The sequence below is a fragment of the Arcobacter lacus genome (assembly GCF_003063295.1).
In the GTDB taxonomy this organism is placed as follows: domain Bacteria; phylum Campylobacterota; class Campylobacteria; order Campylobacterales; family Arcobacteraceae; genus Aliarcobacter; species Aliarcobacter lacus.
In genome coordinates this window covers 14,221-39,741 of record NZ_MUXF01000010.1, presented here as the reverse complement: position 1 = coordinate 39,741, position 25,521 = coordinate 14,221, and the positions used below count along the sequence as shown (strand labels likewise).

The 25,521-nt window shown below is 26.5% G+C and carries 30 protein-coding genes; 20 read left to right on the top strand and 10 right to left on the bottom strand.

From position 1 onward, the window contains the following. Nucleotides 1-29: 29 nt before the first annotated feature. Nucleotides 30-809, bottom strand: a complete 780-nt coding sequence (locus B0175_RS05775) for a TIGR02757 family protein (protein WP_108527693.1) — start codon at nt 807-809, stop codon at nt 30-32. 72 nt (nt 810-881) lie between these two features. Between B0175_RS05775 and B0175_RS05770 the strand changes: the two genes are divergently transcribed. Beyond that, nucleotides 882-1,703, top strand: coding sequence for an SDR family NAD(P)-dependent oxidoreductase (locus B0175_RS05770; protein WP_108527692.1), 822 nt, complete (start codon nt 882-884; stop codon nt 1,701-1,703). Here B0175_RS05770 and B0175_RS05765 read toward each other — a convergent pair. The 5 genes from B0175_RS05765 to B0175_RS05745 are packed head-to-tail and all read right to left on the bottom strand — an operon-like array spanning nt 1,700 to nt 5,865. Continuing rightward, on the bottom strand, nt 1,700-2,341 hold the full coding sequence (locus tag B0175_RS05765) for a hypothetical protein (protein WP_108527691.1): 642 nt from the start codon (nt 2,339-2,341) through the stop codon (nt 1,700-1,702). The two genes, B0175_RS05770 and B0175_RS05765, sit on opposite strands and share 4 nt — an antisense overlap. A gap of 12 nt (nt 2,342-2,353) precedes the next feature. Then, nucleotides 2,354-3,154 carry an ABC transporter permease gene (locus B0175_RS05760; RefSeq protein ID WP_108527690.1) on the bottom strand — a complete coding sequence of 267 codons (801 nt, stop codon included), beginning with the start codon at nt 3,152-3,154 and terminating at the stop codon, nt 2,354-2,356. Nucleotides 3,155-3,159: 5 nt separating this feature from the next. After that, nucleotides 3,160-3,753, bottom strand: a complete 594-nt coding sequence (rsmD, locus tag B0175_RS05755; protein WP_108527689.1) for a 16S rRNA (guanine(966)-N(2))-methyltransferase RsmD — start codon at nt 3,751-3,753, stop codon at nt 3,160-3,162. 18 nt (nt 3,754-3,771) lie between these two features. Next, a complete protein-coding gene (rny, locus tag B0175_RS05750) occupies nt 3,772-5,316 on the bottom strand; it encodes a ribonuclease Y (RefSeq protein ID WP_108527688.1) in 1,545 nt (514 codons plus the stop codon). Nucleotides 5,317-5,328: 12 nt separating this feature from the next. Next, nucleotides 5,329-5,865: a 5-formyltetrahydrofolate cyclo-ligase gene (locus B0175_RS05745; RefSeq protein ID WP_108527687.1), complete on the bottom strand. Its 537-nt coding sequence runs from the start codon at nt 5,863-5,865 to the stop codon at nt 5,329-5,331. A gap of 61 nt (nt 5,866-5,926) precedes the next feature. On the opposite strand from B0175_RS05745, the gene B0175_RS05740 reads away from it, so the two are divergent. The 3 genes from B0175_RS05740 to B0175_RS05730 are packed head-to-tail and all read left to right on the top strand — an operon-like array spanning nt 5,927 to nt 8,285. Beyond that, nucleotides 5,927-6,478 (top strand): TlpA family protein disulfide reductase, encoded by a 552-nt coding sequence (locus B0175_RS05740; RefSeq protein ID WP_108527686.1) that lies wholly within the window; start codon nt 5,927-5,929, stop codon nt 6,476-6,478. Between the two features lie 12 nt (nt 6,479-6,490). Further along, a complete protein-coding gene (gene ftsY, locus B0175_RS05735; protein ID WP_108527685.1) occupies nt 6,491-7,420 on the top strand; it encodes a signal recognition particle-docking protein FtsY in 930 nt (309 codons plus the stop codon). Between the two features lie 19 nt (nt 7,421-7,439). Continuing rightward, nucleotides 7,440-8,285: a hypothetical protein gene (locus B0175_RS05730; RefSeq protein WP_108527684.1), complete on the top strand. Its 846-nt coding sequence runs from the start codon at nt 7,440-7,442 to the stop codon at nt 8,283-8,285. On the opposite strand, the gene B0175_RS05725 is transcribed toward B0175_RS05730, so the two are convergent. Next, on the bottom strand, nt 8,282-8,845 hold the full coding sequence (locus B0175_RS05725) for a YqiA/YcfP family alpha/beta fold hydrolase (protein ID WP_020847728.1): 564 nt from the start codon (nt 8,843-8,845) through the stop codon (nt 8,282-8,284). The two genes, B0175_RS05730 and B0175_RS05725, sit on opposite strands and share 4 nt — an antisense overlap. A 117-nt stretch (nt 8,846-8,962) precedes the next feature. On the opposite strand from B0175_RS05725, the gene radA reads away from it, so the two are divergent. Further along, nucleotides 8,963-10,312, top strand: a complete 1,350-nt coding sequence (gene radA, locus B0175_RS05720; RefSeq protein WP_004509068.1) for a DNA repair protein RadA — start codon at nt 8,963-8,965, stop codon at nt 10,310-10,312. Between the two features lie 14 nt (nt 10,313-10,326). Here the strand turns inward: radA and B0175_RS05715 are convergent, their stop codons facing one another. Beyond that, a complete protein-coding gene (locus B0175_RS05715; RefSeq protein ID WP_108527683.1) occupies nt 10,327-10,731 on the bottom strand; it encodes a thioesterase family protein in 405 nt (134 codons plus the stop codon). Between the two features lie 94 nt (nt 10,732-10,825). Between B0175_RS05715 and ybeY the strand changes: the two genes are divergently transcribed. After that, nucleotides 10,826-11,248, top strand: coding sequence for an rRNA maturation RNase YbeY (gene ybeY, locus B0175_RS05710; RefSeq protein WP_108527682.1), 423 nt, complete (start codon nt 10,826-10,828; stop codon nt 11,246-11,248). 25 nt (nt 11,249-11,273) lie between these two features. Here ybeY and B0175_RS05705 read toward each other — a convergent pair whose 3' ends face one another. After that, nucleotides 11,274-11,675 (bottom strand): Fur family transcriptional regulator, encoded by a 402-nt coding sequence (locus B0175_RS05705; RefSeq protein ID WP_108527681.1) that lies wholly within the window; start codon nt 11,673-11,675, stop codon nt 11,274-11,276. A gap of 195 nt (nt 11,676-11,870) precedes the next feature. On the opposite strand from B0175_RS05705, the gene B0175_RS05700 reads away from it, so the two are divergent. From B0175_RS05700 to B0175_RS05650, 11 genes are read left to right on the top strand one after another with little or no spacing between them, the layout of a single operon-like run. Further along, nucleotides 11,871-13,439 carry an endonuclease/exonuclease/phosphatase family protein gene (locus tag B0175_RS05700; RefSeq protein WP_228156072.1) on the top strand — a complete coding sequence of 523 codons (1,569 nt, stop codon included), beginning with the start codon at nt 11,871-11,873 and terminating at the stop codon, nt 13,437-13,439. Continuing rightward, a complete protein-coding gene (murJ, locus tag B0175_RS05695; RefSeq protein WP_108527679.1) occupies nt 13,439-14,740 on the top strand; it encodes a murein biosynthesis integral membrane protein MurJ in 1,302 nt (433 codons plus the stop codon). Before B0175_RS05700 ends, murJ begins: the two co-directional genes overlap by 1 nt. Before the next feature lie 57 nt (nt 14,741-14,797). Beyond that, complete coding sequence (locus B0175_RS05690) at nt 14,798-16,507, top strand: ABC transporter ATP-binding protein (protein WP_108527678.1); 1,710 nt, start codon at nt 14,798-14,800, stop codon at nt 16,505-16,507. Nucleotides 16,508-16,552: 45 nt separating this feature from the next. Continuing rightward, the gene (locus B0175_RS05685; RefSeq protein WP_108527677.1) at nt 16,553-17,611 is read left to right on the top strand and encodes a quinone-dependent dihydroorotate dehydrogenase; all 1,059 of its coding nucleotides are present in this window, start codon (nt 16,553-16,555) and stop codon (nt 17,609-17,611) included. Next, nucleotides 17,611-18,945: a M16 family metallopeptidase gene (locus tag B0175_RS05680; protein ID WP_004509059.1), complete on the top strand. Its 1,335-nt coding sequence runs from the start codon at nt 17,611-17,613 to the stop codon at nt 18,943-18,945. Before B0175_RS05685 ends, B0175_RS05680 begins: the two co-directional genes overlap by 1 nt. A gap of 23 nt (nt 18,946-18,968) precedes the next feature. Next, on the top strand, nt 18,969-19,856 hold the full coding sequence (gene dapA, locus B0175_RS05675; RefSeq protein WP_004509058.1) for a 4-hydroxy-tetrahydrodipicolinate synthase: 888 nt from the start codon (nt 18,969-18,971) through the stop codon (nt 19,854-19,856). Next, the gene (locus B0175_RS05670; protein ID WP_108527676.1) at nt 19,856-20,635 is read left to right on the top strand and encodes an enoyl-ACP reductase; all 780 of its coding nucleotides are present in this window, start codon (nt 19,856-19,858) and stop codon (nt 20,633-20,635) included. Before dapA ends, B0175_RS05670 begins: the two co-directional genes overlap by 1 nt. Next, nucleotides 20,635-21,177, top strand: a complete 543-nt coding sequence (gene pgsA / locus B0175_RS05665) for a CDP-diacylglycerol--glycerol-3-phosphate 3-phosphatidyltransferase (protein ID WP_210004280.1) — start codon at nt 20,635-20,637, stop codon at nt 21,175-21,177. Before B0175_RS05670 ends, pgsA begins: the two co-directional genes overlap by 1 nt. Nucleotides 21,178-21,186: 9 nt before the next feature. Next, nucleotides 21,187-22,245 (top strand): RIP metalloprotease RseP, encoded by a 1,059-nt coding sequence (gene rseP / locus B0175_RS05660; RefSeq protein ID WP_108527674.1) that lies wholly within the window; start codon nt 21,187-21,189, stop codon nt 22,243-22,245. A gap of 11 nt (nt 22,246-22,256) precedes the next feature. After that, nucleotides 22,257-22,937, top strand: a complete 681-nt coding sequence (locus tag B0175_RS05655) for a YggS family pyridoxal phosphate-dependent enzyme (protein ID WP_108527673.1) — start codon at nt 22,257-22,259, stop codon at nt 22,935-22,937. Between the two features lie 3 nt (nt 22,938-22,940). Further along, nucleotides 22,941-23,141, top strand: a complete 201-nt coding sequence (locus B0175_RS05650; RefSeq protein ID WP_004509025.1) for a hypothetical protein — start codon at nt 22,941-22,943, stop codon at nt 23,139-23,141. A gap of 2 nt (nt 23,142-23,143) precedes the next feature. Here the strand turns inward: B0175_RS05650 and B0175_RS05645 are convergent, their stop codons facing one another. Next, nucleotides 23,144-23,788: a beta-carotene 15,15'-monooxygenase gene (locus tag B0175_RS05645; RefSeq protein WP_108527672.1), complete on the bottom strand. Its 645-nt coding sequence runs from the start codon at nt 23,786-23,788 to the stop codon at nt 23,144-23,146. A 113-nt stretch (nt 23,789-23,901) separates the two neighbouring features. Here B0175_RS05645 and B0175_RS05640 point away from each other — a divergent pair, with 113 nt between their 5' ends. Genes B0175_RS05640 through B0175_RS05630 form a run of 3 tightly spaced genes read left to right on the top strand, consistent with a single transcriptional unit; the run spans nt 23,902 to nt 25,499 of the window. Beyond that, nucleotides 23,902-24,348: a phosphoribosyltransferase gene (locus B0175_RS05640; protein ID WP_108527671.1), complete on the top strand. Its 447-nt coding sequence runs from the start codon at nt 23,902-23,904 to the stop codon at nt 24,346-24,348. An 11-nt stretch (nt 24,349-24,359) separates the two neighbouring features. After that, nucleotides 24,360-24,743 (top strand): DUF423 domain-containing protein, encoded by a 384-nt coding sequence (locus B0175_RS05635; RefSeq protein ID WP_108527670.1) that lies wholly within the window; start codon nt 24,360-24,362, stop codon nt 24,741-24,743. Beyond that, nucleotides 24,744-25,499 (top strand): Rossmann-fold NAD(P)-binding domain-containing protein, encoded by a 756-nt coding sequence (locus B0175_RS05630; protein ID WP_108527669.1) that lies wholly within the window; start codon nt 24,744-24,746, stop codon nt 25,497-25,499. Nucleotides 25,500-25,521 lie beyond the last annotated feature (22 nt).

Below are 25,521 nucleotides of genomic sequence, written 5' to 3'. Positions count from 1 at the left end.
TTTAGTATCGTTTTATTATATCAAAAGTATTATACAATTTTCTCTTGTCCTAACCTATATATCGCAAAATCGTATTTAATTGGGTCAAGATTATCAAATTCTTTTAGTTTATCAGTTATCATCAAGGCTGATTTTAAATCATAGTTTTTTCGTGTCAATAATCCTAGCTTTTGACTTACTTTAAAAGTGTGAGTATCAAGAGGAAGTATCAAATCTTTTTTATCTATATTTTTCCAAAGTCCTAAATCAAGATTATCATCTCTTATCATCCATCTAAGATACATATTCCATCTTTTATATGGAGCATTTCCATTCTCTTTTATAATTCCTTGTTTATCTCTTTTTAGTGGACTTGAAACTAAAAAAGTAAAACCTTGAGAGTTATGATTTGCTACTTTAAAAATCTTTTGGATTAAAGTATCAATACCTTCTAAAATTGAGTTCTCTTTTTTGTAAGCTTCATAAAATAAGTTTTGTAAACTATTTTCTTGTTTCATTCGTCTAAAAGTTTTAAATATAGATATCACATCAGCACTATTTTGAAATCTATAATAGTGATTTTTAAGTTCTTTTTCTATTTTTTCTTCGCTTTCATTTAAAAGTGAAAAGTCCAAACTATCCAAAAACTTAACTATCAACTTTGCATTTCCATAAGCAAACAAAGCACATAAAAGTATGATAAACTCATCATCATATCTTCTTGCAACCAAAAGAGGGTCTGGTTTATCATAACTTATTTCAAAACTACTATTTCTACTATTTACTTCTATATCTAAAAGCTCTTTTATCTCTTTATCTTTTTTTGTCATAAAATCCCTAAAATTTATCAAAAATATATTTGGTTATAATACCATTTCAAAAAAATAATATGGATTAAAAATATGCAAAATATACTAATTACAGGTTGTTCAAGTGGAATTGGACTTGAAACTGCACTTATTTTAAAAAATAATGGAATAAAAGTTTATGCAAGTGCAAGAAAAGACAAAGATATACAAATGCTAAAAGATTTAGGATTTATTACTTTTAAAATTGATGTTAGAAATAAAAAAGAGATAGAATTTGCACTAAAAACTATTTTAGAAAATGATTTAAAACTTGATTGTGTTTTCAATAATGCTGGTTTTGGACAACCAGGAGCCGTTGAAGATTTGAGTGTAAAAACTTTAAAAAAACAGTTTAATACAAATTTTTTTGGACTTCATGAAGTAACTATTCAAGCTATGAAAATATTTAGAAAGCAAGGATATGGAAAACTTATACAACATAGCTCTGTTTTAGGAATCATTGCTTTAAAATTTCGAGGTGCTTATAATGCTAGTAAATATGCTATTGAAGGAATAAATGACACTTTAAGACAAGAAGTTATGGGCTCAAATATTTTTATAAGTACTATAAACACTGGTCCTGTTACTTCAAAATTTAGAGAAAATGCTCTAAAAAATTTCAATAAAAATATAAAAACAAAAGGGAGTTTTTGGGAAGAAACTTATAATTTAGAACTTAAAAAAAGACTTGAATCAAAAGAAGACAAATCACTTTTTAATCTTCCTCCTTCAAGTGTAGGAAATGTAGTTTTAAAAATAATGAATAGTAAAAAACCAAAACCAAGATATTATGTAACAAAAGCTACTCATATTTTAGGCTTTTTCAAAAGAGTTCTAAGTACTTCTTTACTTGATAAACTGCTAAATAAAATTTAATTTTTTTTCATCTGTAAAATCAATCTCATAACTACTTGCCGAATAGCAATATTTGAGGCTTTTATTAAAGCCTCTTTTGAATAAAAAATCTCACTTTCATTAAAAACATAATTATCAGAAAATAAAATATTATCTTTTGTATCTTCATAAACAATTTTATTGTTTTTATCTACTATTTTTAGTTCTATTTTTAGTTTCATTTGTGCTTTTGAAGAAAAAATTGCAGTTTCTAAACTATATTTTGGAACAAAAAGGTAGATAGTATAATCACTACCAAAATTAGAAAATTTATTTTTAAAAACTTCATCATTTTTCATTTGAAACTTAAACTCATTTTCTATCATAGAAGCTAAAGAGATGTTGTTTTTATAAAAAGCATCTTGCATTCTCAAATCTTCATTATTTGAAAACTGAGGTATAAAAGTAGTACTTAAACCAACTCCAACATGATGAGAAACCATACCACCAACTCCAAGCCCAACTAAAACAGGAGAGTTATAAGTTTGAGGTACACCAGCAACTACAATATTATTTAAAGATATAGAATTAACTTCATTAAAATTTAAAGATTGTTTAGAACTACAAGCAGAAAATAAAAATACAAAACACAAAAAAAGAATTAACTTTGTTTTTTTCATAAAAAAATCCTTTTAACTTTTTATTATTTCTTTTCTATTTGCTAAGTTTTGTAGATAATCACTTATTTGGATTAAACAAAAAGTTATTACAAATATCATAAAACCCGGGAAAAAGCTAACCCACCAAGCTATATCAATAACAGCTTTTCCATCACTAAGCAAACTTCCCCAACTCATATTTGGAGGATTTATACCAAGTCCTAAAAATGACAACCCAGATTCAGCTAAAATAGCTCCACCAACTCCAAAAGTAAAAGATATAAGAAAAATAGGAGCAAGAAGTGGAGCAAAGTATTTAAAAACTATTTTAAAGTTTGAAATATTTGATATTTTCAGAATTTTGATATATGGTTTATTACTTATAGCAAAACTCTCACTTCTTATCATTCTTGACATTCCCATCCAACCAGTTATTGATATTACAATAATCAAAATAATTGAAGAAGCTTGAATATACGATACCAATGCTAAAAGTAAAAAGAATGTTGGAAATGTCAAAAACAAATCAATTATTATTGTTATAGCTCTATCAACATTTCCTTTTAAAAATCCTGCAGTTATCCCAATAAACAATCCAACAAGAGAAGAAATAGAAGCAGCTAAAAAACCAATAATTAAAGATGTTTGTCCACCTTCAAGAACTCTTGCTAAAACATCTCGTCCAAGTCTATCTGTACCAAATAGATGTTCAAAAGATGGTGCTTGTAAAATCTTAGTTGGATTTAATTCAAAAGGAGAAACAGTATAAAAAATAGGAAGGAAAAAGATAGTTAAAACAACTACTATTAAAATTCCTAAAGCTATTTTAAACATATTTTTTACTTCGTATAAGAAAAATAAGAGAGTGAACTTTTACCAAATTTTCTTGTTTTATCTAAAGAAAATTTTCCTAAAGTTTGAGGAACTTCTAGTTTTGATACATGTTCAATTATAATCATAAAAATATTATCAGCTTCAATATTTTCTATCATATGAAAAGATTTTTCATAAATATCATCCATTCCTTCTCTATAATCAAATGGTGGATCAACATATAAGATGATTTCATCTTTTGAATTTTTCATAAAGTCTAAAATCAAAGGAGTTTGAACAAAAGCATTTCCTTGAATAGTTTGACACTTTTCTATATCAATAGATTTACAGTTTCTTACTAAAATAGAGTAAGAGTTTTTATCAAGTTCTATAAAATAAGATCTTTTAGCTCCTCTACTGATTGCTTCAAGTCCAATAGAACCACTTCCTGCAAAAGATTCAATAAATATTTTATCTATGATATCAAACTGTAAAACATTAAAAACTGACTCTTTTAATGCAGATTTTGAACTTCTAGTAACATCTAAAGATGGTAATTCTAAAACTTTTCCTTTATAAACACCAGCAATTATTTTTGTAGTTGGTTTATTATTTCCCATTATTTCCCCTTTATGAGATTATCTTGCATAACTTTCTGCTCTAGTTTCTCTAATTACATTTACTTTTATTTCACCAGGATATTGAACTTTTTCTTCTATCTCTTTTGCTATTTCAGTTGCTAATAAAACTGCTTCATCATCATTTACAAGTTCCGCTTTTACTATAACTCTTACTTCTCGTCCTGCATTTATTGCATAAGCATTTAAAACACCAAGTTTACTTGTAGAGATATTTTCTACCTCTTCCACTCTTTTTAAGAAACTTTCAAGTACTTCTCTTCTTGCTCCTGGTCTTGCAGCACTAAGTGCATCAGATGCACAAACAGCTGCACTTTCTACATTTATAGGTTCTTCATGTCCATGATGAGCATAAATTGCATTTATAACTGTATCACATTCATCATATCTTTTACATATTTCTGCACCTAAATCAACATGACTTCCAGGAGCTTCATGAGTTAACGCTTTTCCTATATCATGTAAAAGCCCTGCTCGTCTAGCAAGTATTGCATCTCCTCCCATTTGAGAAGCCAAAAGTCCTGATAAATGAGCAACTTCTAAAGTATGAGCAAGTGCATTTTGCCCATAAGATGCTCTATATCTTAGTCTTCCTACAAGTTTGATAAGTTCTGGATGCATAGTTTTTATTCCTAATTCCATCACAACATCTTCACCCTCTTTTTGGATATTTTTATCAAATTCTGATTTTACTTTTTTATAAATTTCTTCTATTCTAGCAGGTTGGATTCTTCCATCTTCAAGTAGTTCTCTTATTGTTTTTGTAGCAACTGCTCTTCTATATAAGTTAAATGATGAAACAGTTATTGTATTTGGTGTATCATCAATGATAATATCAACACCTAAAAGCATCTCTAATGCTTTTATATTTCTTCCTTCTTTTCCTATAATTTTCCCTTTTGTTTCTTCATCATTTAAAGGAATATTATTTATAAGTCTTTCAGCTGCAAATTCTCCTGCATATCTTGTAACAGCTTGAGATAGCATATTGTTTATTTCATTTTTTGTATTTTGCTCTGCAATTTTATATCTTTTTCTAAATATTGATGAAATCTCAGCTCTTGAATCTTCTTTAACTTTTTTTAGCATCAACTCTTTTGCTTCACTTTGAGTTAATCCACAGGCATTTTCAAGAATTTTTATAGCTTCTAAAGTCTTTTCTTCATAAGTTTTCTTTTGTTCTTCAAGTCCATCTTTTAAAGTAGTAATCTTTCTATTCTTTTCAACTATTTGCTCTTTTTCAAGTTTTATAGCCTTTAATTCTGACTCTAAATGTTCATTTAACTCTTTTTCTTTTTTCTCTATTTTAGAGAGCATTGTTTCATACTCTCTTTTTGCACTTTTAAATTCCCTATCGCATTCTATTTTTGCTTTTAATTGTGCATCCTTTAAAGCCATTTCTGCTTCGTGTTCAATTACTTTTGCTTTTGCTTTTGCTTGCTCAATAAAAACCTCAAATTTTGCCCTATCTAATTTTCTCACAACAAAAATACTAATTGCTGAACTAAATGCTCCGACAATTATTGCTACTATCAAATCTTCCATTTTATTTAAACCTTAACTTGTAATAATATAATCTGCTTTTATATCGTAATTATCACTTAAAATACTATTACTTTTACAAAGTACTAATTGTGTAAAAATTATCGTTGGTTTATAATTCAATTTGTCAAAAAATCTATCATACATACCTTTTCCATAACCTATTCTTTTATTTAGCACATCAACTCCAACAACTGGAACAACGGCAACATCAATTTTTTTAGGTTTAGCAAACGAATTATTTGGCTCTTTTATTCCAAATTTCTTTTTATGCAAAGGAAGTCTATATTTCACTGCTTTAAAACTATCCAAGTACATAAATGGTACATAAACATTCTTTTTATATTTTCTTAAGTTATTTATTAAAGGTCTAACATCTACTTCCATACCCAAAGGTATGTATAATAAAATATTTTTCGCCTTACTATTTTTTATAAACTTATCAATTTTTTTTACAATAATTTTGTTTTTATAATACTTTGTACAAAAAGAAATAGATTCTATTTTTTTTATACACGATTTTCTAAAATCACTTTTGTGATTCTTCTCCATATTTAAGCCTCACTTAGGTAAAATCTCTACCTAATAAATAATTTTACCTAAAGGAATTGAAATGAAGTTTAAAACTTTAGCATTTTTGTCTATTTTAACTATTTTATTTTTTACAGGTTGTGATTCGAAAGATAATAGTCAAAATAAAGGACAAACAGAACAACCAGATAGAAAAACTGAATTTCAACTAGAAACAGCTGATAAACAAACAGTTAATATCACTTTATTAAATGATAAAATAGTTTTCAAAGATTATCCAAATAAAATAGTTTTATTAAACTTTTTTGCAACATGGTGCCCACCTTGTAAGGCTGAAATTCCAAATTTAATACAACTTCAAAATGATTATAAAAATGACTTTGTAATTGTATCTATCTTACTTGAAGACATGAAAACACACGAAGAACTACAAAAATTTATTACAACTTTTAATATAAATTATCCTATTACGAATGCTTCTGAAAACTTTGATTTAGCAAAAAGTTTAGGTGGAATAAAATCTATTCCAACAATGTTTTTAGTTGACAAAGATGGAAATGTTTTTCAAAAATATGTAGGTTTAGTTCCTAGTGAAATGATGGAAATTGATATTAAAAAAGTATTAACTAAGTAGGAGTTTATATCGATGTTTAGTTTTTTTAAAAAAGATGAAGCTTTAGAAGTTGAGAAAAAAATAGAAGAAGACAAATCTTTTTTTTCAAAAGCTTTAGAAAAAACTTTTTCAAGCATAAAAAATGTTGTTCCTCAAAAGAAAGAGAAAATATCTTTTGAGGAAATTGAAGAGTTACTAATCGAAGCAGATATGGAATATGAAATCATAGAAAAAGCTATGAATGGACTTCCTGATATGATTACAAGAAAACAACTTCGACATAGACTTGTAATGCTTTTTGAACATGCTCCAGAAGTTAATTTAGCAAATACAAAACCATTTGTTAGATTAATAATTGGTGTAAATGGAGCAGGTAAAACTACAACTATTGCAAAATTAGCAAATAAACTAAAAAAAGAAGGAAAATCTGTAATTTTAGGTGCTGGTGATACATTTAGAGCAGCAGCAATAGAACAACTTTCAACTTGGGCAAATAAACTAGATATTCCTATTATAAAAACTCAACAAGGACATGATGCAAGTGCAGTTGCGTTTGATACGATTAGTGCTGCAGTTGCTAGAAATATTGATGATGTTATTATTGATACAGCAGGAAGATTGCAGACACAAACAAATTTAAATAATGAACTAAAAAAGATTGTTAAAGTTTGTTCAAAAGCTATGAGTGATGCGCCTCATCAAAAATTACTTATTTTAGATGGAACTCAAGGAAATAGCGCTATTGCACAAGCTCGTGCATTTCACGAAATAGTTGGAATTGATGGTATAATAGTTACAAAACTTGATGGAACTGCAAAAGGTGGAGCTTTATTTTCTATATCAAATCAGTTAGAACTTCCTATTTTTTATGTAGGAATTGGAGAAAAGCAAGATGATTTAATTGAATTCTCACCTGATAATTTCGTAGATAGTTTACTTGATCAAATCTATATTTCAGAATAAAATAAAAAAGGAAAATTAAATGAGAACAAAAACAAAGAACTTTTTTGAAGATTTATTTCTACTTTTAATAATAGGAGCTGTGATATTTTTTGTATATTTTTTCTTTTTCTCGGATGATGAAAAAAGTGAAAGTCTACTAACAAATAGTGCTGTTCAACAAAAAATTGAAGAAACAAAACCAATTATTAATGAAATAAAAGGAAAAATTGAAGATAAAGTTGAAAAGATGGTTTCTGTAACAAAAGAAGATTCTACACCTGAGCAAAACGTGCAACAAACTGAAGAAAACACTATTCACAAACACGAAATGATAAATAATGAAATAAGAGAAGAAAGAAAACTTGAAACCATTCCTACAAATGATAATATAAACCACCAAGAAGCTACAAAAGAAATAATATCTTCTACAACACAAAAAGAAGAACCAAAAACAGAAATTATAACAGAGACACCAAAATCTACTGAAACTTTAAAAAATAGTGAAGTCATAATTAGTGAAGAAGCTGGAAAAATTGAAAGTAAAACTTCTGATTCTGAAATACAAAATGTTCAAACAAATGAAAACGAAAATAAAGATACAAATGATAAAGCAAATATTGATCAATTTTTCAAAGATTTCGAAAGAAAAGTTTATGATAATATAGAAAAAAATGTAGATAAATCAACGTTAAGAAGTGGTCAATTTGTAAATATTAGAGTTACATTTTTAAAAGATGGTAGATATGAACAACTAACTTATGTAGATGGAAATATAGACTATTTTAACCTTATAAAATCTTCAATAGAGAAATCTTTTCCTGTTTCTATCGAAGAATCTATAAAAGGACATTTCCCAAGATATTACAGAATGAAAATAGAATTCTAATTATAAAAAAAACTATTTATTTTTCTAAAATATCTTTCAATTCCATCAAAAGAGTGGCTTCCGCCCTCTTCTACAATAAGTTCAGTATCCTCTAATTTTATCGCTGCTTCATTAAAATCTAAAACTTCATCTTCTTCTTGTAATAAAGTTATAAAATTTTGTGGATTTTTTAGATCTTCAACCTTATAATTTTTTAATGAATTTATATGACTTTGAGTAAATTCAAATCGAGAATTATCATAATAATTTGTCACAAATTCAACTCCTTCATATCTATGCAAAGTATTCCAAGGATTAACAGCAGGATTTATTAAAACTGCTTTTAAATCATATTTATTTGCCAAATATAAACTATAAAAACCACCTAAAGAAGAACCAATCAAATATACATTTTCATCTTTATTTAAAGAAAATTCTATTATTTGTTCTAAAGTATCAATAGCTAAATTTGGAATTGTAGGAAGAGAAATAGTAATTATCTCTTCTTCAAAATACTCTTTAAATTTTTGTGCTTTTGAACCAAATCCACAACTAGCAAAACCATGAATATAAATTATCATTTTATTTTTCCTAAATTTTTAAATAATAATACTCAAAAAAGTATTACATATTGAAATATTTCATAAGATACAAAAGAATTTTAGATAAAATCAACAAAATTTTTAAAGGTTTTTTAGATGGCAAAGAAAAAAATTTCACTTTTTGAGTGTCAACATTGTGGAGAACAATCATCAAAATGGCTTGGTAAATGTCCAAATTGTGACTCTTGGGATAGTTTTATTGAATTAAACCAAGAACAACAAGAAGTATTAAAACAAACTATAAAAGTTTCAAATTCAACTTCTAAAGCAAAACCAATTACAGAAATTTTACAAGATGATGTTTCAAGATTTTCTTCTTTTAACTATGAATTTGACTTAGTTTTAGGAGGAGGAATAGTTCCTGGAAGTTTAACTTTAATTGGAGGAAGTCCAGGGGTTGGGAAATCTACACTTTTGCTTAAAGTTGCAGGAAGTATTGCAAAAAGTAATAAAAAAGTTTTATATGTTTCAGGAGAAGAAAGTGCTGGTCAGATAAAACTAAGAGCAAATCGACTTGAAGCAAATAGCGATAATCTATTTTTATTAAGTGAAATTAAACTTGAAGAGATTATGGATGAGCTATTAAGGGAAGATTATGAAGTTTGTATTATTGACTCTATTCAAACAATTTATTCTTCAAGTTTAACTAGTGCACCAGGAAGTGTTTCACAAGTAAGAGAAATCACTTTTGAACTAATGCGTAAAGCAAAAGAGTCAAATATTGCTATGTTTATAATTGGACACATAACAAAAGATGGAAGTATTGCAGGTCCTAGAGTTTTGGAACATATGGTTGATACAGTTTTATATTTTGAAGGAGAAGCTAGTAGAGAATTACGAATGTTAAGAGGTTTTAAAAATCGATTTGGTTCAACTTCTGAAATTGGTATATTTGAGATGACAGCAGAAGGACTTATAAGTGCAAAAGATATAGCTTCAAAATTCTTCGATAAAAATAAATCACAAAGTGGTTCAGCATTAACAGTATCAATGGAAGGAAGTCGAGCAATAATTTTAGAAGTTCAAGCACTTGTTTGTGAAAGTACTTATCCAAATCCTAAAAGAAGTGCAACAGGATTTGATACAAATAGGCTTACAATGCTTTTAGCATTACTTGAAAAAAAGATTGATTTACCACTAAATAATTATGATGTTTTTATAAATATTAGTGGAGGAATTAGAATAAAAGAAAGTAGTGCTGATTTAGCTGTAATTGCTGCAATAATTTCAAGTTTTAGAGATAGACCAATTTCAAAAGAGTCTGTATTTATTGGTGAAGTTTCACTAACTGGTGAAATAAAAGATGTTTATTCTATTGATATTAGGCTAAAAGAAGCTCAAGCACAAGGAATAAAAAAAGCTGTAATTGCACAAAAAACAAATCTAAAATTAGATATTAAAACTTTTGCAGTTGATGAAGTATCTAAAATGATAGAGTTATTTTAACTCTATCATTTAATCTATTTCTCTACTCTTTTTTTTGCACCATTCATTAATCTTTCATTAGAAACTATTGCTCTTGTGTGAGTTCCATTTCCTATAATTCCACCACTATCAACAACCTCTATTTCAAATTTAAAAAGTTTTCCTTCCATTCCTATAAAAGTCGCAGTTGAAATAGCAGTATCTCCTTCTAAAGTAGGAGCTAAATGTTTTATATTAACTTCTACACCAACACTTAACTCACCTTCTTTTAATAAAGGTAACATCATTTTTGCAGCGCTACACTCCATTAAGGCAACCATTCTTGCAGTTGCAAAAACTTCTGGAAATGCATCATCTTTTGATATTTGTAAATTTGCAGCTAAATCTTTATTTAAAACTTTATAATCAATTGTAGCTTTTGTTCCAATCTCTAAACTCATTTTTCTCTCCTTAATGTTTTAGGTAAATTAATATTACACTTTAACTTATTAATTTTTAGTTATAATTTCTGTCAAATTTTATTATGGATAATTTATGATTGATATAGAAAATGGTACAGAATTTGAAATAGAAATTTCAATTCTAGAAAATATAACAAAAGCTCTTACAAATAAAGATATTGAACTAATTGTAGTTAAAAATGATGAAATTCAAGAATTAAACAAAGAGTATAGAAATATAGATAAACCAACAGATGTTTTAAGTTTTCCTATGGATTTAGAAATATCAAATATGCCTTTACTTGGTTCTATAGTAATTTCAACAGATTTTGTAGAAGAAAAAGCAAAAGAATATAATCATAGTTTTAATGAAGAGTTTACTTTACTTTTTATACATGGACTATTGCATCTTTTAGGTTTTGATCATGAAATTGATAATGGTGAACATAGAATTAAAGAAGAAGAGCTGATAAAAAAATTTAATCTACCAGATAGTTTAATAGTTAGAAATTCTTAAAATAGTCTAGATAAACTAGACTATTCTATAAACATTTAGTACAAATACCACTTATTACAATATTTGTAGAATTTACTTTAAATGAGCTGATTTTTGAAACTTGCTCTGCAATATCAGAAGAATCAAGCATAACATCTTCAATATGCCCACAACAAGAACAAACTAAATGTGCATGTTCTGCTTTTACTAATTCATAAACAGATTTTGTTTCTGGAATTTTCACTTCTGAAAGAAAAACCTTCTCTACCATTGCATTGATGTTTTTATAAATAGTAGCCAAAGAGATAGATGGAAACTTAGCTAATAATTTTTTATATAAATCATCAATATTCATATGTCCATTTTTGTAAAGTTCTTCAACAATTGCTACCCTTTGAGGAGTAACTTTTAAATCATAATCTTTTAATAAATTTGTATAATTTGTCATAATCTTTTTCCTTTGCTGGAATAATATCCTAAAAAATGTTAATCTTTTTTAATGTTATTATACCATAATTTTTTTCATAAGATAATATTTTTCTTCTCAAATATTTTGAATAGCGTTTATTATACAAAATTTTTTTAACTTTTACCTCTTAAAAATTTTATCTTTGGTAATATTTCAAAAATTTTGGAGAATATTTTGTTAAAATTTTTAATCATTTTTATTTTTTCTATCTCTTTATATGGTTCAAACCTAAAAATCGCGTCATATAATGTAGAAAACTTTTTTGATTTAACTTACGATAAAAGTGAATATGATGAATTTATTCCAAATAACAACTCTTTATGGAATCAAAAAAATTTTAATATAAAATTAAATAATTTAATAAAAGTTATTGATGATATAGATGCAGATATAATCGGTTTACAAGAGATTGAAAACAAAGACTTGATGCAACTTTTACAAAAAAAACTACCAAAATATAAATACTTTTCTTTTATAAAATATCCAGATTCAGCTGTTGGCTTAGGATTTTTATCAAAAATTGAGATAAAAAACTCTTCAAGCATTGATGTAAAATTTACCAATAAACTTTTTAGACCAATTTTAGAAACAACTTTTATTTATGAAAATATTGAATTTAAAATATTTAATAATCATTGGCCATCAAAAGCTTCTGCAGAAAATTATAGAATAAAATACGCAAAAACTTTGCAAGATAGATTATTAAAACTTCCAAAAGATTATGATTATATTCTTTTAGGTGATTTTAACTCTAATTACAATGAATTTGAAACTTTTAAAAAAGATTTAAAACTAAATTTAACTTCAGGAGTTACGGGAATAAATCATGTTTTAAATACTACAATTGACGATCACTTTATAACTTATGATGATATTTTAAAAGAAGAGAAAAAAGTTCACTATAATCTTTGGTTAGATATAAAAACAAGTGAAAGATTTTCTACAAAATTTAAAAATCAAAATAACACACCTGATAATATAATCCTTTCATCATCACTTTTTGATAATAAAAATCTTACTTATATTAAAAAATCATTTGAAGTTTTTAAACCTAATTATTTATATGAAAATGGTGAAGTTAAAAGATGGAAAATGACTCAAGATAGAAATATTAAAATTCATAAAGGAGAAGGTTTTTCTGATCATCTTCCAATTTTTGCAAAATTTTCTATAAATGAAAATATAACAAAAAACAATCCACAAGTCGAAGAAAATTTAAGTACAATATCATCTTTATATAAAAAAGAGAAATTAATTGAACCAATTTTTTTAAATGATGTTATTGTAATTTATAAAGATGATGAAAAAGCAATAATAAAAAAAGAAAATGATAGAGCAATTTATATCTATCAAAATGCAAAAGATTTAAAATTAGGACACTCTTACAATCTTCAAATAAATCAAATTTATGATTTTTTTGGATTAAAAGAGATAAAAGATTTTTTTATTTCTAAAGAAAATAAAGAGATAAAAAATTATAAAGATTTATATTTAGATGCCTCAAATATAGATATTTTTGATTTCAAATATGAAAATGAAGTTATTACAAATTTAACTGGAATGGTAAAAAATGGAAAACTTTATATCAATGAAAACAAGTTTATTAAACTTTTTGCAAAAGATAAAAATATTTTGCCTAAAGATAATGAAAAAATCACAATTTTAAATGCACAATTAGGTTCATACAAGGGAAATATGCAAATCATTTTACATCAATTATCAGATTATAAAGTAGAAAAATAATGTTATTAAAATCAATTTTCACAAATAGTTCAGGTATTTTAGTTTCAAGAGTTACAGGATTTGTAAGAGATTTATTAACTGCTTCAATTTTAGGAGCAAATGTATATTCTGATATATTTTTTATAGCATTTAAACTTCCAAATCTATTTAGAAGTATTTTTGCTGATGGAGCTTTTACGCAAGCTTTTATTCCTTCTTATGCAAAATCTAAACATAAAATTAGATTTTCATCAATAATATTTTTACAATTGATTTGTTTTTTACTAATCTTATCCTTAATTGTTACTATGTTTTCACATCTTGTTGCAAAAGCTTTTGCTATTGGATTTAGTCAAGAAACTATTGATTTAGCTGCACCACTTTTTGCTATAAATTTTTACTATTTACCTATTATTTTTACAGTTACTTTTATGGCTGCACTTTTACAATATAAACACCGTTTTGCAACAAGTGCATATTCAACTGCTTTATTAAATCTTGCAATGATATGTGCTTTATTAATATCAAAAAATATGGATAAATATGAAATTACTTTTTATCTTTCTTATGGTGTTATTTTTGGAGGAATTTTACAAATAATAGTTCATATGTATTCAATAAAAAAAGCTAATTTATGTAAAATATTTCACTTTAAAAAACATAAGAAAAAAGAAGAAACAAAATTTTATAAAAACTTTTTTTCAGCAACACTCGGTTCTTCAACTATGCATATTTCAGCATTTATTGATACTTGGTTAGCTTCACTTTTAGTAAGTGGTTCAATATCTTATTTATATTATGCAAATAGGATTTTCCAACTTCCGCTTGCTATTTTTGCGATTGCAACTTCAATAGCCTTATTTCCAATGATAGCAAAATCAATAAAAAATAAAAATGAAGAAAAAGCTCTAAGTTTAATGAAAAAATCATCTCTAATTTTATTTGTACTTCTAAGTATTGCTACAATAATTGGGATTGTTTTTGATAACTTTATAATTAGAATTCTTTTTGAAAGAGGTGCATTTTCTAAACAAGATACTGTAAATACGGCACTAATTTTAACTATGTATTTAATAGGGTTACTTCCTTTTGGTTTGGCAAAAATATTTTCTCTTTGGTTGTATGCAAAAGAACAACAATTACTAACAGCAAAAATATCAATGCAAAGTTTAGCTTGTAATATTGTTTTTTCATTATTATTGATAAAACCATTTGAAGCAGCAGGTCTTGCTTTCGCAAGTACTTTAAGTGGTTTTATTTTATTTTTTCTTACAATTAAAGCATTTGGATTTAATAACTTTATAAAAATGTTTAAAAATTAAATTTAGTAAGATTAAGTTATAATCTAAGCCTTATATACAAAATTTGTTAGGATAACTATGCGAAAATTTTTTAAACAATATATCCCTTATTATAAAAATTATAAATTAGAATTTTTTTACTCTTTTATTGGGATTATTCTTGTTGCATCTGCAACTGCAGGGACAGCTTATGCAATTCAACCATTATTAGATGATATTTTTATAAAAAAAGATGCTCAAATGCTTTATATTATGCCTATTATTGTCATAATTCTTTATACAGCAAAAGGTTTCGGTGGTTATATTCAAGCTTATTTTATTTCGTTTATTGGTCAAGATATTACAAGAATTGTAAGAGATAAACTTTTTTCTCATATTCTAACTTTAGATATGGATTTTTTTCAAAAAATTCATGGTGGAGAACTTGTAAGCAGAATCGTAAATGATATAAATAGAATTCAAAGAGCCATTTCAAATAATCTTGCAGAAATAATTAGAGAAACTCTTACGATATTTGGACTTGTAGGACTTGTTATTTATCATTCACCTGAACTTGCATTTTATGGTTTAATTGTTTTACCACTCGCTGTTTATCCTCTTTCTCGACTAGCAAAAAGAATGAAAAAACTATCTTTTAAATCTCAAGAAAGTAACTCAGATATCACTTCAAGTTTAAATGAATCTTTTAACAATATTGAAATAATAAAAGCAAATTCAACTGAAAAAGTTGAAGTTACAAAGTTTTCTGTTCACAATATGTTATTTTTCAAATACAATATGAAAGCAGTAAAAACAAATCAGCTAACTTCACCTCTTATGGAAATTATTGGTGCTTTTGCTTTTGCAGCAGTTATTATTGTTGGTGGTTCAAAAGTAATTTCAGGAGAACTTACAACTGGTGAATTTAGTTCATTCATAGCTGCTCTTTTTATGCTTTATACCCCAATTAAAAAAATTTCTAATCTTTATAATGGTATGCAAGATGCAATTGCTGCAAATGAAAGAATCAACGATATGTTTTCAAAAAGACCCTCAATTATTTCTGGAGATATAAAAGAGATTGAAGATATGAAAGAGATTCATTTTAAAAATGTTGAATTAAAATATGATGATTTTGTAGCACTAAAAAACATAAATTTAGATGCAAAAAAAGGAGAAACAATAGCTCTTGTAGGTGATAGTGGAGGAGGAAAATCCTCTTTAATAAACCTAATTGTAAGATTTTATGATACTACAAATGGTGAGATTTTAATAAATAATAATTCTGTAAAAGATTTAGATTTAAAATCTTTAAGAGAAAATATTTCAATAGTAACACAAAGAGTTTATATTTTTAATGACACAATAGCTGCAAATATTGCTTATGGTTACGAAATTGATGAAATAAAAGTTATTGAAGTTTTAAAACAAGCTCATGCATATGATTTTGTAATGCAAATGAAAAAGGGAATTCATACAATCTTAGATGAATTTGGTACAAATTTAAGTGGTGGTCAGCGACAAAGAATAGCAATAGCAAGAGCTTTATATAAAAATCCAAAAATTTTGATTTTAGATGAAGCAACATCAGCACTTGACAATAAAAGTGAATCTATAATAAGTCAAGTAATTCATGAAGTTAGCAAAGATAAAATAACTTTTATTATTGCGCATAGATTAAGTACGATAAAAAATGCTTCAAAAATTGCAGTATTTAAAAGCGGTGAAATAGTTTCAATTGGAACTGAACAAGAACTAAAAAACAGTTGCACAGAATACCAACGGTTATCTAATTCAGCTAATATTTGATGATATTTAGATAAAATGTCCAACTTTTTAGAAAAAGGATAAACTTTGATTAGCTATGAAACAATAAAAAAAGTATTATTTAAATTTCAGCCAGAAACTGCCCATCATATAGCAGAATTTGGGCTAAAAACATTAGGTAAATGTTTTATTTTAAAAAATAAAATGGAAAAAGAAAATTATATTTTTAATCCAAGATTGAACCAAAAGATTTTTGATTTAAATTTTTTAAATCCAGTTGGATTAGCTGCAGGTTTTGACAAAAATGCAACTATGATAAAATCTATGAAATCTTTAGGTTTTGGTTTTACAGAGATTGGAACTGTGACTTTGCTTCCTCAAGATGGAAATCCAAAACCTAGAATGTTTAGATATGCTGAAGCTAAATCTGTTCAAAATGCTATGGGATTTAACAATCTTGGTGCACATGCTGTTTTAAAAAATCTAAAAAAAGTTTATCCTTTTGAAATACCAGTTGGTGTAAATATTGGAAAAAATAAAATAACTCCTGAAGAGTTTGCTTTAAGTGATTATAAAAACTTAATTAAAAAATTCCATAAAATAAGTGATTATTTAGTAATAAATATTTCTAGTCCAAACACTCCAAATTTAAGAGATTTACAAAATGAAAAGTTTATTACAGAATTATTTACTATGGCAAAAACTTTAACAACAAAACCAATTTTATTAAAAATTGCACCTGATATGGAAGTACAAACAGCAATAAATTTATGTAAAACTGCTGTTGAAGCAGGTGCAAGTGGAATAATTGCAACAAATACAACAATTGATTATAGTTTAGTACCAAATTGTCAAAACTTTGGTGGTTTAAGTGGAGCTTGTTTAACGCAAAAATCTTCACAACTTTTTAAAGAAATAGCACGGGAATTATTTGGAAAAACTATTTTAATTTCAGCTGGTGGTATTTCAAATGGTGCTCAAGCTTATGAAAGAATAAAAAATGGTGCAACTTTAGTTCAAGCATATTCAGGACTTATTTTTGAAGGACCTGAAATGGTTAGAAAAATAAACCAAGAGATTTTAGAACTACTTGATAAAGATGGTTTTGAAAATATTCAAGAAGCTATTGGAGCTAATTTAAAATAATGAATTATATAAAAAATCTATTCAAAATATTTTTTGTTCAACTTTTTTTATTAATAATAATATCGGGAGAATCAATGGGTAGTAACTTACCAAAATATTATACAAAAACTTTAGAAAATGGTCTTGAAATAGTAGCAATCCCTATGAAAAATGGTTCAGATGTAGTATCTACTGATGTTTTTTATAAAGTTGGAAGTAGAAATGAAAAAATGGGTAAAAGTGGAATTGCTCATATGTTAGAACATTTAAATTTCAAATCTACAAAAAATTTAAAAGCTGGCGAATTTGATGAAATTGTAAAAGGATTTGGAGGAGTAAACAATGCTTCTACATCTTTTGATTACACTCACTACTTTATAAAATCAAGTTCAAAAAATATGGATAAATCTTTAGAATTATTTGCAGATTTAATGGAAAATCTTACACTTAAAGATGAAGAATTCCAGCCAGAAAGAGATGTAGTTGCAGAAGAAAGAAGATGGAGAACAGACAATAATCCAATGGGATATTTGCAATTTAGATTATTTAACAATGCTTATATTTATCATCCATATCATTGGACTCCAATTGGATTTATGAATGACATTAAAAATTGGACAATTGAAGATATAAAAGATTTTCATAGTACTTATTATCAACCAAAAAATGCAATAGTTGTAGTTGCAGGAGATATAGATAAAGATGAAATTTTTAAATCAGTTGAAAAACATTTTAAAAATATCAAAAACAGTAAAGAAATCCCATCATCTATCCATACAACAGAACCAGAACAAGATGGTGCAAAAAGAGTAACTATTCATAAAGAATCAGCTGTACAAATGATAGCAATCACTTATCATATTCCAAATTTTGAACATGAAGATCAAGTTGCACTTTCAGCATTAAGTGAACTTTTAAGTAATGGTAAAAGCTCAATTTTACAAAAAAAATTAGTTGATGAAAAAAGATTAGTTAATACTATTTATGCTTATAATATGGATTTAAAAGACCCTGGATTATTTATGTTTATGGCTGTAGCAAATGAAGGTGTTGATGCTTTAAAAATAGAAAAAGAAATTTTAGATACAATTGCGCAAATTAAACAAGGACAATTTGAAGAAAAAGATATAAACAAAATAAAAATCAACACAAAAGCTGATTTTATTTTTTCACTTGAAAGTTCAAGCGAAGTAGCTTCTTTATATGGTTCTTATTTAGTAAGAGGAAATATAAATCCTCTTTTAAATTATGAAAAAAATGTAGAAAAATTGACTAAAAAAGATTTAATTGATGTTGCAAATAAATATTTAATTGAAAAAAACTCAACAACAGTTATTTTAAAAGAAGAAAAATAATCTACTAGTAAAAAAGGATAAGTATGGATATTATTACCGGTTCTATGACCGCACTAATTACACCATTTAAAAATGGAAAAGTTGATTTACAAAAATATGAATCTTTAATAAAAAGACAAATAGCTCAAGGAATAAATGCTGTTTCACCAGTTGGAACAACAGGAGAAAGTGCTACTTTATCACATAAAGAACATAAAGAATGTATTGAAGTTGCTGTTGCAACTTGTAAAAACAGTGGTGTAAAAGTTCTTGCTGGTGCTGGTTCAAATGCAACTCATGAAGCTTGCGATATTGCTAAATTTGCTCAAGAAGTAGGAGCAGATGGAATTTTATCAATTGCTCCATATTATAATAAACCAACTCAAGAGGGATTATATCAACACTATAAAGCAATAGCAAACTCTGTTGAACTTCCTTTGATGTTATATAATGTTCCAGGTCGTACAGGAGTTGATTTACTTCCAGAAACAGCAATAAGACTGTTTGATGATGTAAAAAATATTTATGGAATAAAAGAAGCAACAGGAAGTTTAGAAAGAGCAACTTCATTAATATCAGCAAGAAAAGATTTTGTAGTAGTTTCAGGAGATGATAGCGTTGATTTTCCTATGCTTGCAAGTGGTGCAAGAGGAATTATCTCTGTTACTTCAAATCTTTTACCAAACTTGAAATCAAAATTAGTAAGTAGTGTGCTAGAAGGTGATTATAAAACTTCATTAAGTATTCATAATGATCTTTATGAACTAAATAAAACTTTATTCTGTGAAAGTAACCCTATTCCAATTAAAGCTGCTATGTATTTATCTGGATTATTAGATAGTTTAGAATTTAGACTACCATTGACTAATCCAAGTGCAGAAACAATGCAAAAATTAGAAAAAATTTTAATAAAATATGAGGTAATAAAATAATGAATAACAACATGCAAGGGAAAACTTTAGTAATTTCAGGTGGAACAAAAGGTATTGGTAAAGAGTGTGTTTATAAATTCGCAAGTAATGGTGTAAATGTAGCATTTACTTACAATTCAAATGGTGAAGTAGCTCAAGAAATCTGTAAAGATGTTGAGAAAAAATTTGGTGTAAAATGTTGTGCATATCCATTTAATATTTTAGAGCCTGAAAAATATTCTGAACTATTTGAAGAAATAGATAAAGATTTTGATAGAGTAGATTTCTTTATTTCAAATGCAATGATTTATGGAAGAGCAGTTGTTGGTGGTTATGGTAAATTTATGAAATTAAAACCAAGAGGATTAAACAATATTTATACTGCAACAGTAAATGCTTTTGTATGTGGAGCACAACAAGCAGCAAAAAGAATGCAAAAAATTGGTGGGGGAGCGATAGTTAGTTTAAGTTCTACAGGAAATTTAGTATATATTGAAAATTATGCAGGTCATGGAACAAATAAAGCTGCAGTTGAAGCGATGGTTAGATATGCTGCAAATGAATTAGGTGAATTTAATATTAGAGTAAATGCAGTTTCAGGAGGTCCAATTGACACTGATGCTCTTAAAGCATTTACAAATTATGAAGAAGTAAAAGCAAAAACTGCTGAATATTCTCCATTAAATAGAATTGGTCAACCAGAAGATTTGGCACAATCTTGTTATTTCTTATGTACAAATGATGCTTCTTGGATTACAGGTCATACATTAATTGTTGATGGTGGGACAACATTTAGATAATGAGAAAATCATTAAATCTTCCAAATGCTTTAGCACTTTTTAGAATAGCATTAGCACCGCTAATGCTATGGTTTTTTATTGATAGACACAATCCTATTTTCTCTTCTTGGCATCCATCTTGGTTCGATTATTTTGCAGGTTTAGTTTTTGTAATAGCTTCTGTTACAGACTTTTTTGACGGTTTTATTGCAAGAAGTTGGAACCAAATGACAAAATTGGGTGGAATATTGGATCCACTTGCAGATAAAATGCTTGTACTTGCAGGTTTTTTAGGACTTATGGTAATTGATAGAGCAAGTGCTTGGGCTGTATTTTTAATCCTTTCAAGAGAATTTTTTATAACTGGACTAAGAGTCGTTGCTGTAAGTGAAGGTAAAAATGTAGCCTCAACAATGGCTGGAAAAATAAAAACTGTTGTTCAGATGTTTGCTATTGGATTTTTAACTATGAATTGGCCATTTGCGACAGAGATTTTATGGTTAGCAGTTATTTTAACTATTTACTCTGGTTACGAATATACGAGAGATTATTTCAAACTCTAAAGGTTTTTTTTGGGTACTATTACTTTTTTATTAGTTTTATCATTTTTAGTATTTTTTCATGAACTTGGTCACTTTTTAGCTGCTAAGTTTTTTGGTGTAAAAGTGCATACATTTTCTATTGGGTTTGGAAAACAAATCTATTCAAAATATTGGAAAGGTACAACTTGGCAGATTGCTCTAATTCCACTTGGTGGATATGTAAAAATGAAAGGACAAGATGACTCAAATCCAGCTTTAATTGAAGATGGAGAGGATTCATATAATGCAAAAAAACCTTGGCAAAGAATTATAATTTTATTTGCAGGTCCATTTGCTAACTTTATTCTTGCTGCAATTTTGTACTTTATAATAGCTCTATCAGGAGCAAATACTTGGGCTGCACAAGTTGGTAGTGTTCAAGAAAATTCTCCTGCATTTATTGCTGGTATAAAAGCTAATGATGAAATTATTAGAATAAATGACATAGATGTAAAATCTTGGGAAGAAATAGGTAAAGTTATTACAACAACACAAGGTGCTTTACAATTTTTTATAAAAAGAGATAATCAAGTTCTAATAAAAACTATAAATCCAGAGATTTCAGATAGTCAAAATATGTTTAGAGAAAATGTCAAAAAAAGAATGATTGGAATTAGCCCAAATGGAAAAGTTATAACTTTAGATTTATCTTTTTCTCAATCTTTAGTTTTTGCTTATGAAAAAACTATCTTTGCTTCAACTGTAATTTTTCAAGGTGTTCAAAAACTAATTTCAGGAATAGTTCCTACAAGTGAAATAGGTGGTGTTATTAGCATAGGAAAAGTCATTTCAGATGCAAGTGAAAGTTCTATCATCGCACTACTTACAATTACAGCTTTAATTTCAGTAAATCTTGGTGTTTTAAATCTTCTTCCTATACCTGCACTTGATGGTGGACATATTATGTTTAACTTATATGAAATGATAGTAAGAAAAAAACCAAGTGATAGAGTATTTGTATTTTTGACTATAATGGGATGGATGATTTTGGGAAGTTTGATGCTTCTTGGAATTTATAATGATATTAATAGAATATTCTTAAATAATTAAAAGAGTAAAAAATGGATAAAAAAACAGCAACAAAAAATCTAGATAATCTGATAACAAAAGTTGAAGGTGCAAGATTAAAAATTTCAGAACATCATATTGTAAAAATCATTGGTATCTCAAAATACTCTACAACACAAGATATAAAAACTCTTTATGAAGCAGGTCAAAGAGCTTTTGGAGAAAACAAAGTTCAAGATTTAAAACAAAAAAGTGAAGAATTGAATGAACTTCCTATTGAATGGCATTTTGTAGGAACTTTACAAAAAAATAAAATCAATAATCTAATAGATTTAAATCCAACATTAATACACTCTTTAGACTCTTTAGATTTAGCGCAAGAATTAAATAAAAAGTTAGAAGCTAAAAACAAAAAACTATCTTGTTTACTTCAAATAAACTCTGCAAATGAAGATACAAAATCTGGAGTTGAAGCAAAAGATGCTATAAAAATTTATAAAGAGATTTTAGAAACTTGTCCAAATATCATACTAAAAGGTGTTATGTGTATTGGAGCAAATTCAACTGATATAAAACTGATAAAAGAGTCATTTAAAATTACAAAAAATATTTTTGATGAATTAGTTCCTTTTGGAGCAAAATATTGTTCTATGGGAATGAGTAGTGATTTTGAATTAGCAATTGCATGTGGTTCAAATATGATTAGAGTTGGCTCTACTTTATTTAAAGAGTAAATTATGAAACCAACTGTATACCTAACTTTTTTAGCATTTTTTACGTTTATTGGGATTATTATTTATAATAAAGGTATTGAAAAACAAGAGAAAAAAGTAGTTGTTGCCCCTTGTGAAGATGCAAAAGTATTTCAAGAAGTAAAAGAAAATCCGAACAAACTCGATGAGTTAATCATCGAAAAGTGTACGGATAATCAAAAATAGTTCTAAATCTTTTCCTTTACAAGATATTTGTAAATTAAATAAGCTGAGTAAAGTATTAAACCATAAGCTAAAAGTTCTGTTCCTTCTTCAATCATTGCTTTTACTTCATATACATAGTTATCTTTCATAACATGTTTCCAAAAACTTCCCATTCCAAATAATCTTGAAAAAACAACTAAAAACATAACTGAAAATATCATTAGTTTCATATCTGGAATTTTTAAATAAGTTGCTAATTCTAAAACACCTTTTTTCCAATCTTTAAATGTATAAATTATTGCAATTAAAGCAACAAAACCTGCCCAAGGGGCCCAAAAACCATGGTAAACAAGATCAAAAATATCATCATTTTCTCTAATAAAAAGTACAAGATAAAAAGCTGCTATTAACATACTAGCATATTTTAAATCGGGTCGTTTTTTTGATAAACGAACAAAAATAACTATTGTTGAAAATAAAAAGATTAATTGAAAATATTCTATTAATGAATTTTCTTGATTAAAATTCCCAAAGAATTTAATATCAAATCTTAAAATTACAGGAATGATTGTACAAATAATTGCAACAACAAAAAGGTATTTTAAACTATCTATAATTATATTTTTTGCTTCTTTTAAATCAATTTGATTATGATTCTTACCTGACATAACTAACCTTATAAAAAAAATTAAGCACGAAGTATACAACAATTACATTTTGGTTACAATTAATCAAATTTTTAATAAAATAAGCGCTTGATTCGAATTTTAAAGGTCTAATATTGGAAAAATTATATTATAGTTATGAAATATTTAAAGATGATACACAAACTTTAGTGAACAAATGTAGAGATTTTAACCCAGAAGTTTTATTGGCAGTTGCAAGAGGAGGATTAACACTTTCTCACTTAATGGCTCAAGCTTTAGATATTAGAAATTTATTTAGTATAAATTGTGTCTCTTATGACAAAGATAAACAAATATCAGCTCCAAATATTTTTAATATACCAGATTTAACAGATGCAAAAAATGTTTTAATAATTGATGATATAGTGGATTCTGGGAAAACTATGAAAGAAATAATAAAAATATTAAAAGAAAAGTTTCCAAAAGTAGAATTTAAACTTGCAACAATTTTTTATAAAAAAACAGCTGTTATAAAACCTGATTATTATGTAAAAAATGCAGATGTTTGGATTGATTTTTTTTGGGAAGTTGATGTTAAATAAAAAGGAAAAAAATGACAATAAATAAACAAGCAAAACTATTTTTAGCAATTTGTGCTTTTATGATGGCTTTAGCTATAGCTTTAGGTGCTTTTGGAGCTCATGGATTAAAATCAGTTTTAGATGAGCAAATGTTAAAAGTTTATAATACAGGTGTTCAATACCATTTTTATAACACTTTAGGACTTTTTGCAGCAACATTTATTTATATATTAACTTCAAAGAAAAAAATATTTATATCGATGATTTTAATTTTAATTGGAATGAGTATTTTTTCTTTTTCTTTATACTTATTAACTATTTTAAACATGCCAATTTTAGGAGCAATTACACCAATTGGTGGAACACTTTTAATTATTGCTTGGTTAATTTTAGTTTATGGTATTTTAAAAGATTAAATGAAACTTACTATTTTAGGTGCAGGTTGGTTAGGCTTTGAATTAGCAAAAAGCTTAAAAAATGAGTATAAAATAGTAGTTTCATCAAGAAGTGAAGAAAAACTAAAAATATATGAAGATGAAGGTTTTTCTTCATATATTTTAAATGAACAAAATTTTGATTATATAGAAGAACTTCTAAATACAGATTTTTTGTTTATAAATTTCCCACCTTCAAAGTTTGAAAATTATTTATCATTTTTAGAAAAAATTTACTCTTCTAAAAATATATCAAATATAAAAAAAATCATATTTATTAGTTCAACTTCAATTTATCCAAATATAAATGGAGTTTTTACTGAAATTAGTGAAATCAATAATCCAAGTTCTCAAATAGTTTTTGAAGCAGAAAATTTAATAAAAGAAAAAAGTGATATTATTTTTAGAGTTTCAGGTCTTGTTGGTGATAATAGATATTTTGGAAAAAGAAGTGCAAATAAAGAGGTTGAATTTCCATTAACTCCTATTAATTTTGTACATAGAGAAGATGTAATAAAAGCCACAAAATTTGTTTTAGAAAACAATATATCTGGTATTTTCAATCTTTGTTCAAATGAACATCCAACAAAAAAAGAGATTTATAGTTTTAATGCTAAAAAACATGGATTTAAAATGCCAATTTTTAATTCAAATCAAACTTTTTTAAATAGAATTATAGATGGTTCAAAAATAGAAAAATTAGGCTTTGTTTATAAATACAAAAGTCCTTATTTTTAAATTTTTACCAAAATGATGTTAA